Here is a 12,404-nt window from a genome sequence, read left to right as displayed (position 1 = left end):
ATTCTTTTCCTTCCTGCCTTGTTAATCCGTTATGGCTTCGTTCAACTGTCTTGCCAGCGCGCGCAGGTCGGTGCCCATCGGCGCCAGGTCCTCTCCCTCGCGTCCGCTGAATATCGACGCTGAAAGCACAAAACGCACCTCGCCGTCTATGTCGGTGACTGTCGCCGCCACGGTCGAAATCCCATGATTGATATTGCCATGGTCCTCCGCCCAACCGCGCTGCCGCGCCTGTTCGACCTGCGCGAAGAAGGCGTCCTCGCCCGGCGCCTGCCGCCAGCGGACCTCGCCATAGGCGCGCGCCACCGCATCCCGGTCCACGCCGCGCGCCGCCAGGACAGCGCGGCCGGTGGCCCCGGCCACCGCGGGCTGCCGCTGCCCGATCATCAAATGGATGCGTGTGGCAGCGCCGCTTTCCGCCAGTTCGATCAGCGTCAGCCGGTCACGCCCGCTGGAACGCCAGAGACCGATCGTCGCTTCATAGCGCTCGGCGATCCGCGCCATCGGCGCCCGCGCCAGACGAACCAAGGATTCGCCCCCCATCGCGCGCCGGGCCAGGTCCACCACGCCCGGCCCCAGCCTATAGAGCTTCGTCGCGGGATCGAACGTGACCATCCCGCCCAGCAGCAATGTGCGCAGGACGTTGAAACAGGAACTGGGATTGATGCCCGTCGCCCGCGCGATGCCGTTCACGCCCGCACCTTCCGAAAGCGAAGCCAGATGCCGCAGAATCGCCATGGCCTGAACGACCGAACTGACGGGCGCGCGCGCTGGCGCGGCGGCGCGTAGATCACCCATGCGGTTCCCGTTCATTCACGATCATGAATGAGTATTCGCATAGTTAAATGGGTTTTACAACTGCTTTGGAGAGTCGAGGGCCTCCTTCGAACCTTCCCAACATGCCATTTGTGTCACTTTGCCTGGCGTTCCGGGTAAAGTGACACGGGTGGCAAATGGACGGGCCATTCCCCCGGAACGCAGATCGAGGATTCCCATCGGGGCGCCTTTGTGCTTGATTCGTTCGCATGATGAACCTGGAACTGGATCTTCGCCCTCCCGCCGAGGCCCATGTCGCGCCCGGCTTCCCCGGCCTGATGCAGGCGATCGCCAGCCATTCCGCACGGCCGCGCTACACTTTCATGGTGCTGGACCTGATCGCGCGGGCCGGCAGGGGCAGCGGCGTGGCCGGCCCCTATGTCAGGGAAGGCGAGCGGCTTGTGCCCATCCGCGAATGGCTGGCCGCCGCGATCATGCCCAGCGCGGAGCGGCACCACCGGCGGCAAAGCCTGCGAGAGCAGGTGCGGCGCGAGATCAGGGAGCAACGGCCGCGTCCCACCGACGACGCGGCGGCCGAGAAACTGGCCGAGACCGAGATCGCGAACCGCATATGCGCGTCGGGCAAGACGGCGGTCAGCCGCGCCGTGTCGGAACTGGTGCGCGCGGGCCTGGTGAAACGCCATTATCAGGGCTATCGCGTCGACCATGAAAATCGCGGCGCGCAGCGGCTGGCGGTCTATACCGTCCCGCCCGAAGTCCTGCGGGTCCTGGAGCGTTTCGAAGCCAGTTGGAACAGCTGACGGCTACCGGCGTCCGACGGTCCTTTTCAACCCGCCTGCGCGGCCTTCCAGTCGCGCCTGATCTTCTTGGCCAGGCTCCATTTATGCACCTCGGTCGGGCCGTCATAGATGCGGAAGGCGCGGATCTCGCGGAACATCTGCTCGACGATGGTCTTGTCCGTGACGCCGGTGCCGCCCATCACCTGGACGCAGCGGTCCGCCACCCGCATCAGCGCCTCCGACACGGCGACCTTCGCCATGGAGCTTTCCGCCGTGCCCAGCACGCCGGTATCGAGCACGCCCGCGCACCAGTCGGTCATCAGCTCCGCCTGCTTCAGGTCGATCAGATTGTCCGCTAGCATGAAGCCCACGCCCTCATGATCGATCAGCGTCTTGCCGAAGGCCATGCGCCGGTTGGCATAGTCGGTCGCGATCTCATTGGCGCGGATGCAGCCGCCCAGCCAGCGCATGCAGTGTGAAAGGCGCGCGGGGCTGAGGCGGATCTGCGCATATTTGAAACCCTCGCCCGGCTCACCCAGCATCTGGTCGGCGGGCAGGCGCAGATTGTCGATCGTGATCGTCGCATGGCCGCCGGGCACCGAACTGTCGATGGTGTTGGGCACATGTTCGATGCGGATCGCGGGATGCGGCAGGTCGACCAGGAACATGCAGGCTCCCTCATCCGCCTTGGCCATGACGATGCCGACGCTGGCCCCGTCCGCCCCGGTGATGAAGGTCTTGCGCCCGCTGATCACCCAATGATTGCCGTCGGGGCGGCAGCTGGTCTTCATCATCGACGGGTCGGACCCCGCCCCGCCATCCGGCTCCGTCATGAAGAAGGCGGAGCGGCCCCGCCCCTCCACCAGCGGTTTCAGGAACCGTTCCTTGAGTTCGGGGCTACCGACCTTGCCGAGCAGATACATATTGCCCTCGTCCGGCGCGCTGGTGTTGCAGGCGAGCGGGCCGAGCGGCGACAGGCCCGACCGGATCAGGACATGCGCCGTCTCCCGCTGGGTCAGGTGCGATCCGTCGGCACGGATATGCGGGGTGAGGACGCCCGCTTCGCGCGCCTTTTCCCGCATCTCGAACACCATTTCATCAAGCGGCCCGCCATGATGGTCGCGGCGGGGATCCTTCTCATAGGGGACGATGACCTCGCGCACGAACACCTCCACCTTGTCCGCGAGCGTCCTGACTTCCTGCGAAATGCTCATAAATCCTCGATCCTCTGATGATATTCTTACCTGGCGATCCCGATGCGCCTCATCCCTTGGCGTCAGCGGGGTCGTAGCGGCCGCGCGGCACGCGGAAAGTGTCGCTGTTGCGGAGATAGACGTCCGGCCCATGCATGCGGCCGACCAGCTTCATGGCGGGGGTGTCAAGGTGCAGCCTTTCCCGGTCGGCGATGAATTCGTCGCGGACATGGGCGACCAGCACCTCGCCCACGGCGATCACCTGGCGCGGGCCGATCTCCAGCATCTCCACCCGGCGGCATTCGAAGCTGACCGGCGACGTCGCGATCAGCGGCGGCGCGACCATGGTGGCGGGCACGGTCTTGATACCCGCATAGTCGATCTCGCTTACCTCGCGCGGCGCATCGACGCAGGACATGTTCATCGCCTCGATGTCATCTTCGGCGACCAGGTTGATGACGAATTCGCCGGTGTCGAAAATATTGGTCGCCGTATCCTTGTCGCCGCCCGTCTTCACATCCTTGAGCAGGCCCAGCACGACCAGCGGCGGATCGTCGCCCATGGCGTTGAAGAAGCTGTAGGGCGCGGCATTGACCACGCCATTCTTCCCCAGCGTCGTCACCCAGGCGATCGGGCGCGGCGTCACCGACGACACCAGTATCTTGTATCGGTCCCGCACTGGCAGGTCGGCCATCACGAAGCGCATCGCTTTTCCCTTCCGGCCGGCTCAGACCAGCTTCACCACCATCTTGCCCTCGTTCGAGCCGTCGAACAGGCGCATGAAGGCAGGCAGGACATTCTCCATCCCTTCCTCCACATGCTCGTCATAGACCAGCTCGCCGCGCGCCACGAGGTCAATCAGCGCCTTGCGCCCCTCGCCCAGCCGCGCCGCATATTTGGGCAGAACATAGCCGCGCATCGCGACCGAATGCATCAGCAGGCGAATGAGCTGGCGGGTGCCATAGGGTTCGCCATTATATTCCGAAATCAGGCCGCAAACGACGACCAGCCCGCCCTGATTGATGTTGAGCAGCGCGGCGTCGAGGCAGATGCCGCCGACATTCTCGAACAGCAGGTCGACGCCATCGGGACAGGCCTGCGCGATGGCGGCGCGCAGGGCGTCGACATCCTTGCCCTTGTAATCGACCGCCGCGTCATAGCCATATCGCTCGACCAGGCGCGCGCATTTGGCCGGGCCGCCCGCTATGCCGACCACCCGCGCCCCGCGTCCGCGCGCCAGCTGGCCGATGATCGATCCCACCGCGCCCGCCGCGCCGCTGACCAGCAGCATCTGGCCCGCTTTGGGCTGCAACTCCTCCTCCACCGCGAACCAGGCGGTCAGCCCCGTCCCGCCCGCGACCGACAGGAAGGCGCTGGGCGAAGGCACGCGGCTCACATCCACGCGGCCATTGGCGCCATCCGGCCCGCAGACCGAATAATCCTCTATCCGGTTCAGTCCCTGCACCCAGTCGCCGACCTTCAGCCGGGGATGGTTGCTCGCCTCCACGACGCCCAGCGTCGATGCCCGCAGCGCGTCGCCCACGGCGATGGCGGGCATATAGGTATCCTCCTGATTGAGCCACGTGCGGATCGCCGGATCGATCGAGATATAATGGTTGCGGATCAGGCATTCGCCCTCTCCTATGACCGGCACCGCCTCCTCCACCAGCCGGAAATCGGACGGGCGGGGCGCCCCGTCGGGCCGCGAGACGAGCGTGAAGCGGCGGTTGACGGCCATGGCGATTCCTTCTCCTGACTGTGGTTGGGCGGGCAGCTTGCTTACCAGGTTAACCTTGTCAAGCTGACAGGGCGGCGTCACTATGGCGGCACGACGATAAAGAAGGAGAGCATGCGATGCGCGGCGGTCCCGACCTCAAGCATCTGGACGACATCCCGGCGGAGGAGATGACGCGCTACCGTCTGGCGGACGGCTCCATCGCGTCGATCTGGGAAAAATGGATCGAGCTGTCGCCCCGCTACATCGCCTTCTGGAACCGCTGGGACCCGGGCGCCTGGAGCCCCAGCCACGGCCATCATGGCGACCATATCAACCTGATCCTGCGGGGCGACCTGCGCTGCGGCGATATCGTCGCCCGCGCGGGCACTCACATCATGCTGGAATATGGCGACATATTCGGGCCGTGGGAGGCAGGGCCCGAAGGATGCGAGCTCTACGGCTTCGTCGCGGGCGAGGGGTCGGCCTATAATGGCGACGTCGCGCTGTGGGAACGGACGCTGGCACAGCGGGGGATCGAGATCTTGTCCTGCCCGATGCCCGCCCGCCTGCCCTGGTGGTGGAAGCACCGGATGAGCGGCGCGGGCGGGGTCACGCTCTGGTCCGACGCGGCGGAGGCACTGCCGGTCCCCGACACGCGCTGGACGCTGCGCTGACCCTCACAGGACAGGAGGAATCATGACCGATCATGTGAAAGTCGAGCGCGCCGACGGCGTGCTGACGCTGACGCTGGATCGCACCGACAAGAAGAACGCGTTGACCGATGCCATGTACAAGACTCTCGCCGACACGCTGGAAGCCACGCAGGAGGATCGTTCGGTCCGCGCGATCCTGTTCCGGGGCGAAGGCGACATGTTCAGCGCGGGCAACGACATCAGCGAATTCGCCGCGCATAATGGCGGCGCGCCGAACGAGCGCAATGTGCTGCGCTTCATCGCCGCGATCGCGCGAGCGGAAAAACCGCTGGTCGTAGCGGTGCAAGGCGGAGCGATCGGCGTGGCGGCGACGATGCTGCTGCATTGCGACATGGTGCTGATGAGCCCCGACGCGCGGCTGGTCACGCCCTTCGTGGATCTGGCGCTGGTGCCCGAAGCCGGGTCCAGCCTGTTGATGCCGCAACGGATCGGCCATGCCCGTGCCTTCGCCATGTTCGCGCTCGCCGAACCGGTGAGCGCCCAGGATGCGCTGGCCTGGGGTCTTGCCAATCGCATCGTCCCGAAGGAGGAATTGCGGGAGGCCGCCAGGGCGCTTGCCGTCCGGCTCGCCGCCAAGCCGCCCGCCTCGCTGATCGCAACCAAGCGCCTGATGCGCGAAGCCGCAGCGCTGCAAGCCCGGATGGCGGTGGAGGACAGGATATTCGAAGAACGGCTCGGATCGGAGGAAGCCGCCGAGGCCTTCGCCGCCTTCCTCGAACGACGCCCGCCCGATTTCAGCCGCTTCCACTAGGAGGCTGTTTGGAAATGCGCGCCTGGAACGATGCGAAAAAACTGGAGCGCGCCCCTTCACACAGAAAGCCAGGACGAATGATCGGAGAGAAGATATTGGGCGCATGGGAGCTGGAAAGCTTCATCGCCACGCTGGAGGATGGGCGGCAGGTCAGCCCCTTCGGCCGCCATCCCGAAGGCAGCATCGTCTACACGCGCGGCTATGTCAGCGTGAACATGGCGCGCGGCGGACGCGCAAGGGACCATGATGTGCCCTATCACGCCAGCGGCGATGATGTGGCAGGACCGCTTGCGCGCAACTACATGGCCTATTCCGGCCCCTATCGCATCGACGAGGCACGGCAGGTCATCACCCATGATTTCCGCTTCTGCCTGGACCCGGCGCTGGTCGGCACCCTGCAGGAACGGCATGCCCGCCTCTACGACGACAAGCTGGAACTGACCGTCAAACAGTCGGTCGGCACCATGCCATCCACGCTGATATGGCGCCGCGTGTCCGATTGATCCAGATTTTCAGGAAGCGGATGCCCCGGTCGGGGCACCCGGCCGTTCAGCCGAACTTATAGGCGCACAGCTTGTTGCCGTCGAGGTCGCGCACATAGGCGAAGTAAATGCCCGCCCCTTCCGGTCCACGCGGGCCGGGCGCGCCGTCGCAGGTTCCGCCCAGTTCCAGCGCCTTGGCATGGAAGGCAGCGATCTTCTCCTCCGAATCCAGCGGAAAGCCGGTCATGGAGCCATTGCCCACCGTTGCCGGTTGCCCGTCATAGGGACCAAGCACGCCGAAGAAGCTGCCGTCCTTGCCCGCATAGATGCGGCCGCCGGAGGGATGGTCGAACATCTTGCCGATACCGATCGACCCCAGCAGCGCATCGTAGAATGCGAGCGCCTCGGGCAGCTTGTTGGAACCGACCGTGCTATATCCCGGCATGTCTCTCTTCTCCCTTTTTCCGTGTCATCGGCATGTGCCGTGCGAATCATTGCAAGGTTCGACTAGCCTCACTCATCTACCCTTGGTCAAGCCCGCACGGCGCTTGAGCGAAACCCGTTTGTAATCGGTCGAAGACCGAGCACGATGGTATCACATTAGCGAGTTCACCGATCCGCCGTCCACCATGATGAACTGTCCGGTGACGTAACTGGCGCGGGCAGAGCAGAGAAAGGCGATCACCGCCGCCATCTCCTCCGGCGTGCCAAGGCGCCCGACCGGGATTTCCTCCCGCCGCGCCGCCTCCCGCTCATCGAACACGCCGCCCTGCGCCTCCACGGTCTTGCGCATATAGCTGTAATAACGCTCGGTCGCGAAGCCGCCGGTGCCGATCGTGTTGATGGTGATGCCGAACCTGCCCAGTTCATTGGCGACGCTGCGGTTGAGCGCCACCGCCGCGACGCGGGTGACGTTGGCGGTGAGCAGCGGCAGTTCCTTGTGCGGCTGCTTGGAGGAGGTGGAACCGATGAGGACGATGCGGCCCCAGCCCTTCTCCTTCATCGCCGGGGTCACCGCGCGCAGCAGATGGACCTGGCTCATCAGCATCTGGTCATAGGCTTCCTGGAAATCGGCGTCGCTGGTCTCTTCCCATCGGCCATGCTGCGGCCCATAGACATTGCCGACGACGATGTCGGGCGATCCCCAATGTTCGCGGGCTATGGCGACGGCGCGCTCGATCCCGTCCTTCTTGGCCATGTCGACATAGGCGGGCACGGCCTCGCCGCCTCGGGCGCGGATATCCGCGACGGTCTCGTCCACCGCCTCCTCTCCCCGGGCGCAGACCACCACCCTGCAACCTTCGCGCGCCAGATCGATCGACACAGCCCGGCCCATGCCCTTCGATCCGCCGCTGGACAGCGCGACCTTTCCCTTGATGCCGAAATCCATGTCCGCTCCTCAATGATGATTGCGCGCTCAGGCCACCCAGCCCGGGGCGATGCCGCGTTCGCGGATGAAGTCCTGCGCCTCTATGGTGCTGCCCGACAGCGTTTCGGCCTCAGCCTCTGTCACCAGCCATTTGACCAGCGCGCCGATGATCGAGGGCGGCGCGGCGCGCGAGAGTTCATGGCCCAGGTCGGACGCGACGATATGGTTGCGTTCCGTGCCGATGAAACCGGGCTGGACATTATAGGCGCGCAGGCCCCGGCCGAAATATTCCGCGTGCAAAGTGCCGACCAACTGATGCCCGGCCGCCTTGCCCACGGCATAGCCCATCCCCCAGCCGCCCTTGCCCGCGGGCGCGGGCGGCGTTTCATAGGCGGCGCTGGAGGTGATGGTGATGACGGTGCCGCCGCCCCGTTGCAACATGCCGGGCAACAGCGCGCGGGTGAGGATGATGGGCGCAATCCCATGCGCCTCGAAGAATTTGGCATAGGCATCGACGGGGATGTCCAGGAACAGGTCCATCAGGCCGGGACCGATATGGCGGCCATTATGGACGATCATGTCAACCGCCGCCCCATTGTCGATGATCTTCTGAGCCGCCGCGCCCACCGACGCCCGGTCGGTCAGGTCCATCGGCACCAGCAGCGAGCGGGCGCCCCTCGCCTCCACCTCCGCCGCCGTTTCCTGCAGGCTGCCGGGCAGCGGGCGGGCATCGGTCTTGTGCACGGTCAGCGAATGGTCGTGCGCCTCGCCCGGCGCCACCGTGCGCGCGGACAGGATAAGGTCGTAGCCCGCTTCGGCAAGCGACAGGGCGATGGCCTTGCCGATGCCCCTGCTCGCGCCGGTGATGAAGGCGACGGGTCGGGCCATGCGATATCCTTTCCTGATCGGGCCGGCGCGTCGATGCCGCACGCCCTTATTCTGTCGGGCAAACGTCCCTCATTTCGGCACGCTGCGCAAGCGTCCGCATCCCCTCCCCCCTTTTCGAAGCGCCTTGACGGCCGGTAAACAGCCGTAGACAAAGGAGGGGAAAAGCCAGACCGGGCCATGTCGCATCCGGCAAAGGCGGGCGCAGTATAGCGCAAGCGGAAAAGGAGAGACGCTTTGGCGAATGGCGGAGAGACGGACTCGGCAGCGGCCATGGCACGTCGCTGGTGGACGCGCGGGCGCAGGCATTATGTGCTGTTCGTCCTCTGCCTGGTCGGCATCGTCAACTTCATCGACCGCCAGATATTGGCAATCCTGCTCCAGCCGATCCAGGCCGATCTGAAGGTCAGCGATTCGCTGATGGGACTGCTGTCCGGCATCGCCTTTTCCGCCTTCTACGTGATCGCCGGCGTGCCCGTGGCGCGCATGGTCGACAGCGGATCGCGCCGCACCCTGCTGTCCGCATGCCTGGTCGTCTGGAGCGTATCGACGATGCTGTGCGGCCTCGCCACCAGCTTCATCCACCTCGCGCTCGCCCGGATCGGCGTGGCGGCGGGAGAGGCGGGCGGCGGTCCCGCCAGCCAGTCGCTGCTCTCGGATCTCTATCCGGTACGGGAGCGCGGTACTGTGATCGGCATCTGGTCGGGCACGCAGGCCGTCGGCATCGCGCTGGGCCTGTTCCTGGGCGGCTGGCTCAACACCCTGTTCGACTGGCGCACCGCCTTCATCGTCGTGGGCGCGCCGGGGCTGGTGCTGGCGCTCGTCATGCTGCTGACCGTGCGCGAACCGCCGCGCGGCCTGTCGGACGAAGGTGCCCGGCCGGAAGGCGTGCCGATATCGCTCAGGCAAGCCCTGGCCGTGGTGCTGGGCACCCCCGCGCTGCGCTTTGCCCTCTACATCGCCATGAGCTGCTCGTTCACGGGCTATTCGATCCTCGGCTGGGGGCCGACCTTCTATCTGCGGGTCCATGGGCTGACGACGATGCAGGTCGGCATGTTCATGGGCGTGTGCATCGCGGGCGGGCTGTTCTTCGGCAATGTCGCGGCGGGCCATCTGGCGGATCGCTTCGCCAAAGGCGACCTCCCCACCTATCTGAAGGTCGCGGGCTGGGGCACGATCCTTTCCGCGCCGCCCGGCCTGCTGTTCCTGCTCTCGGACAATCTTGCCCTGTCGCTGATCGGGCTCGCCCTCGCCAATTTCTTCATGACCTTCTGGCTGCCGCCCACCTATGCCGTCGCCATGGGCTTGGTGGATTCGCGCAACCGGGGGCTGACCGCGGCCATGATGACGCTGGCGGGCACGCTGGTCGGCGCCGGGCTGGGGCCGCTGTTCGTCGGCATCATGAGCGATGTCTTCGCGCCGGCCTTCGGCAAGGAAGCGTTGCGCTATGCGCTGCTGATCGTGCTGATCGGACTCGTCGCCTGCGGGATATTGTGCTTCATGGCGATGAAGCCGGTGCGCAGGGCGGTTGCGGCCAGAGCGGCGCGGGCGGCAACTGCCTGAAAAGAATCCGTAAGGACCCATATCAAGGAAGAGGAACAGCAAGCCATGACCCTGCCCGATCCGATCCAATCCGCGAAGGAGGCCCGCTGATGGACATCGGCTTTTCGCCGGAGGAAACCCGGTTCCGCGAGGAATGCCGGGACTGGCTGCATGCGAACGTCCCGGCCGAGAGACGGCCGCCCGATGCCATCGACGCCATCGATTTCGACAAGGCATGGCAAAGGCGTCTGTTCGACGCGGGCTGGGCGGGCATCAACTGGCCCTCCGAATATGGCGGACGCGGCCTGTCGATCGTGCAGCAGGTGATCTGGCTGGAGGAATATGCCAGGGCCGGCGCGCCCTGGATCGGCGCCAATTTCGTCGGCATCAACCATGGCGGTCCCACGCTGATCATCAACGCCAGCGAGGAGCAGAAGGCCTATCACCTGCCGCGCATCCTGAAAGGGGAGGCGATCTGGTGCCAGGGCTTTTCCGAGCCGGGCGCCGGATCGGATCTGGCGGGCATCCGCACGAAGGCGCGGATCGAGGGCGACGAACTGGTCGTCAACGGCTCGAAAATATGGACCAGCTTCGCCCATGTCGCCGACTGGCAGGAACTGGTGCTGCGCACGGAAGAGGGGTCGGAACGGCACAAGGGCCTGAGCTGGGTGATCTGCGACATGCATGTGCCGGGCATCACCATCCGGCCGATCCGCAAGATTTCCGGCCAAACCGAGTTTGCGGAAGTCTTTTATGACGATGTGCGCATCCCCCTGGCCAATGTGGTCGGCGGCCTTGGCAATGGCTGGAAGGTGGCGATGTCGACGCTCAGTTTCGAACGCGGTACCGGCTTCATCGCCGACCAGGTGGCGCAGAGCCGCGAGATCGAGGATCTGATCGAAAAGGCGCGCGCCAGAGGCCTGATAAAGGACATGCGCATCGCCGAGAGCCTGGCGCAGATGCGCAGCGAGGTCGCGGCGCTGCGGGCGATGACCTACCGCAACATTTCCGAAGTGATGCGGACGGGCCAGCCGGGACCGGAGGCGTCGGTGATCCGCCTGTTCACGTCGGAACTCGGCCAGCGGCTGGAGCGGATGGCGGTGCTGCTGATGGGCGAGGAGATGATCGACTTCGCCTATGGCGACGACAATGGCATTTCCGACTATCTGCGCGGCTTCGCCCAGACGATCGCGGGCGGCTCCGCCCAGATCCAGCGCGACATCATCGGCGAGCGTCTGCTCGGCCTGCCTAAATCGAGGTGACATCATGGACCTGACCCCCAGCGAAGACCAGACCGCCTATCAGACCGCCACCGCCGACTGGTGCCGCGACCATATGCCGCTGGAGGAGGCGCGCTCGCGCCGTCCCGGCCTCTGGTCCAGCCTGACGGAAATGGGATGGATCGGCATGACCGCCCCGGACACCGGCCTCGACCATGCGACCGAAGCGCTGGTGTTCGCCGAACTCGGCCGCTTCCTGGCCCCGGTCGCCCTGCTGTCGAGCGCCGTCGGCGCGCGCTGGACGGGGAGCGGGGACAAGGCCGCCATCGCGCTGCCCGCCCCGGACGGCAGCGCGCGCCTGATCGACGCGGACGGCGCGGCAAGCGCGGTCGGCCTGTTCGACGGCGAGTTGGGCAGCTTCGCCCTGCCCGGCTCGCTCGCCGCCGCGCCGTCGCTGGACCTGTCGGCGACGGTCGCGCGCCTCGACGCCCTGCCCTCGATTGCGCGCGTCAACGATCCGCGCGCCGTGCTTCACCTGCGGCTGCTGTCCGCCGCCTTCGCCATCGGCGCGGCCGATGCGGCGCGGGACATGGCAACCGGCTACGCCAAGATACGCGAGCAGTTCGGACGGCCGATCGGCTGGTTCCAGGCGATCAAGCATATCTGCGCCGACATGGCGGTCCGCGCGGCGGTCGCCCGGTCGCAGCTTTATTATGCCGCCTGCGCGCTCGACGCCGGGGAGAGCGATGCCGCCTTCCATGTCGCCGCCGCCAAGCGCCTTGCCGATCAGGCCGCGATCGACAATGGCCGCGCCAATATCCAGGTCCATGGCGGCATCGGCATGACGGACGAAGCGGCACCCCATCTTTGCCTGAAGCGGGCGCACCTGCTTCAGTTTATCGCGCCTGCCGATATGACGCAGCTCTTGGCATAGAGAAGGGGCCGGGAGGGAAGAAGTCGAGGGAACAGGCCCCATGCA

The 12,404-nt window shown here is 65.9% G+C and carries 14 protein-coding genes; 7 read left to right on the top strand and 7 right to left on the bottom strand.

Annotated elements, in window-relative coordinates:
* Nucleotides 1-21: 21 nt before the first annotated feature.
* Nucleotides 22-795 carry an IclR family transcriptional regulator gene (locus MJ601_RS05045; protein ID WP_242123940.1) on the bottom strand — a complete coding sequence of 258 codons (774 nt, stop codon included), beginning with the start codon at nucleotides 793-795 and terminating at the stop codon, nucleotides 22-24.
* A 227-nt stretch (nucleotides 796-1,022) separates the two neighbouring features.
* On the opposite strand from MJ601_RS05045, the gene MJ601_RS05040 reads away from it, so the two are divergent.
* Nucleotides 1,023-1,574: a hypothetical protein gene (locus MJ601_RS05040; RefSeq protein WP_242123938.1), complete on the top strand. Its 552-nt coding sequence runs from the start codon at nucleotides 1,023-1,025 to the stop codon at nucleotides 1,572-1,574.
* A gap of 26 nt (nucleotides 1,575-1,600) precedes the next feature.
* On the opposite strand, the gene MJ601_RS05035 is transcribed toward MJ601_RS05040, so the two are convergent.
* Genes MJ601_RS05035 through MJ601_RS05025 form a run of 3 tightly spaced genes read right to left on the bottom strand, consistent with a single transcriptional unit; the run spans nucleotide 1,601 to nucleotide 4,484 of the window.
* Complete coding sequence (locus tag MJ601_RS05035) at nucleotides 1,601-2,767, bottom strand: acyl-CoA dehydrogenase family protein (RefSeq protein ID WP_242123936.1); 1,167 nt, start codon at nucleotides 2,765-2,767, stop codon at nucleotides 1,601-1,603.
* Nucleotides 2,768-2,816: 49 nt separating this feature from the next.
* The gene (locus MJ601_RS05030) at nucleotides 2,817-3,452 is read right to left on the bottom strand and encodes a flavin reductase family protein (RefSeq protein WP_242123934.1); all 636 of its coding nucleotides are present in this window, start codon (nucleotides 3,450-3,452) and stop codon (nucleotides 2,817-2,819) included.
* Between the two features lie 21 nt (nucleotides 3,453-3,473).
* Complete coding sequence (locus MJ601_RS05025) at nucleotides 3,474-4,484, bottom strand: NADP-dependent oxidoreductase (RefSeq protein ID WP_242123932.1); 1,011 nt, start codon at nucleotides 4,482-4,484, stop codon at nucleotides 3,474-3,476.
* 116 nt (nucleotides 4,485-4,600) lie between these two features.
* On the opposite strand from MJ601_RS05025, the gene MJ601_RS05020 reads away from it, so the two are divergent.
* From MJ601_RS05020 to MJ601_RS05010, 3 genes are all read left to right on the top strand, one after another.
* Nucleotides 4,601-5,137, top strand: coding sequence for a cupin domain-containing protein (locus tag MJ601_RS05020; protein WP_242123929.1), 537 nt, complete (start codon nucleotides 4,601-4,603; stop codon nucleotides 5,135-5,137).
* 22 nt (nucleotides 5,138-5,159) lie between these two features.
* Nucleotides 5,160-5,927, top strand: coding sequence for an enoyl-CoA hydratase-related protein (locus tag MJ601_RS05015; RefSeq protein ID WP_242123927.1), 768 nt, complete (start codon nucleotides 5,160-5,162; stop codon nucleotides 5,925-5,927).
* 77 nt (nucleotides 5,928-6,004) lie between these two features.
* Nucleotides 6,005-6,430 carry a lipocalin-like domain-containing protein gene (locus tag MJ601_RS05010; RefSeq protein ID WP_242123925.1) on the top strand — a complete coding sequence of 142 codons (426 nt, stop codon included), beginning with the start codon at nucleotides 6,005-6,007 and terminating at the stop codon, nucleotides 6,428-6,430.
* Nucleotides 6,431-6,476: 46 nt separating this feature from the next.
* Here the strand turns inward: MJ601_RS05010 and MJ601_RS05005 are convergent, their stop codons facing one another.
* From MJ601_RS05005 to MJ601_RS04995, 3 genes are all read right to left on the bottom strand, one after another.
* Nucleotides 6,477-6,854: a VOC family protein gene (locus MJ601_RS05005; protein ID WP_242123923.1), complete on the bottom strand. Its 378-nt coding sequence runs from the start codon at nucleotides 6,852-6,854 to the stop codon at nucleotides 6,477-6,479.
* Nucleotides 6,855-7,004: 150 nt separating this feature from the next.
* Nucleotides 7,005-7,799 (bottom strand): SDR family oxidoreductase, encoded by a 795-nt coding sequence (locus MJ601_RS05000; protein WP_242123921.1) that lies wholly within the window; start codon nucleotides 7,797-7,799, stop codon nucleotides 7,005-7,007.
* A 27-nt stretch (nucleotides 7,800-7,826) separates the two neighbouring features.
* Nucleotides 7,827-8,666 (bottom strand): SDR family NAD(P)-dependent oxidoreductase, encoded by an 840-nt coding sequence (locus MJ601_RS04995; RefSeq protein ID WP_242123919.1) that lies wholly within the window; start codon nucleotides 8,664-8,666, stop codon nucleotides 7,827-7,829.
* Nucleotides 8,667-8,900: 234 nt separating this feature from the next.
* Here MJ601_RS04995 and MJ601_RS04990 point away from each other — a divergent pair, with 234 nt between their 5' ends.
* The 3 genes from MJ601_RS04990 to MJ601_RS04980 all read left to right on the top strand — a co-directional run bounded on the left by MJ601_RS04990 (nucleotide 8,901) and on the right by MJ601_RS04980 (nucleotide 12,359).
* Nucleotides 8,901-10,226 (top strand): spinster family MFS transporter, encoded by a 1,326-nt coding sequence (locus tag MJ601_RS04990; protein ID WP_242123918.1) that lies wholly within the window; start codon nucleotides 8,901-8,903, stop codon nucleotides 10,224-10,226.
* Between the two features lie 89 nt (nucleotides 10,227-10,315).
* A complete protein-coding gene (locus MJ601_RS04985) occupies nucleotides 10,316-11,467 on the top strand; it encodes an acyl-CoA dehydrogenase family protein (RefSeq protein ID WP_242123916.1) in 1,152 nt (383 codons plus the stop codon).
* 4 nt (nucleotides 11,468-11,471) lie between these two features.
* Entirely contained in the window at nucleotides 11,472-12,359 is an 888-nt protein-coding gene (locus tag MJ601_RS04980; protein ID WP_242123914.1) for an acyl-CoA dehydrogenase family protein, read from the top strand.
* Nucleotides 12,360-12,404 lie beyond the last annotated feature (45 nt).

This window comes from Sphingobium trunci (assembly GCF_022664535.1).
Taxonomy (GTDB): Bacteria; Pseudomonadota; Alphaproteobacteria; order Sphingomonadales; family Sphingomonadaceae; genus Sphingobium.
This window is presented reverse-complemented; position numbering and strand designations above follow the sequence as displayed.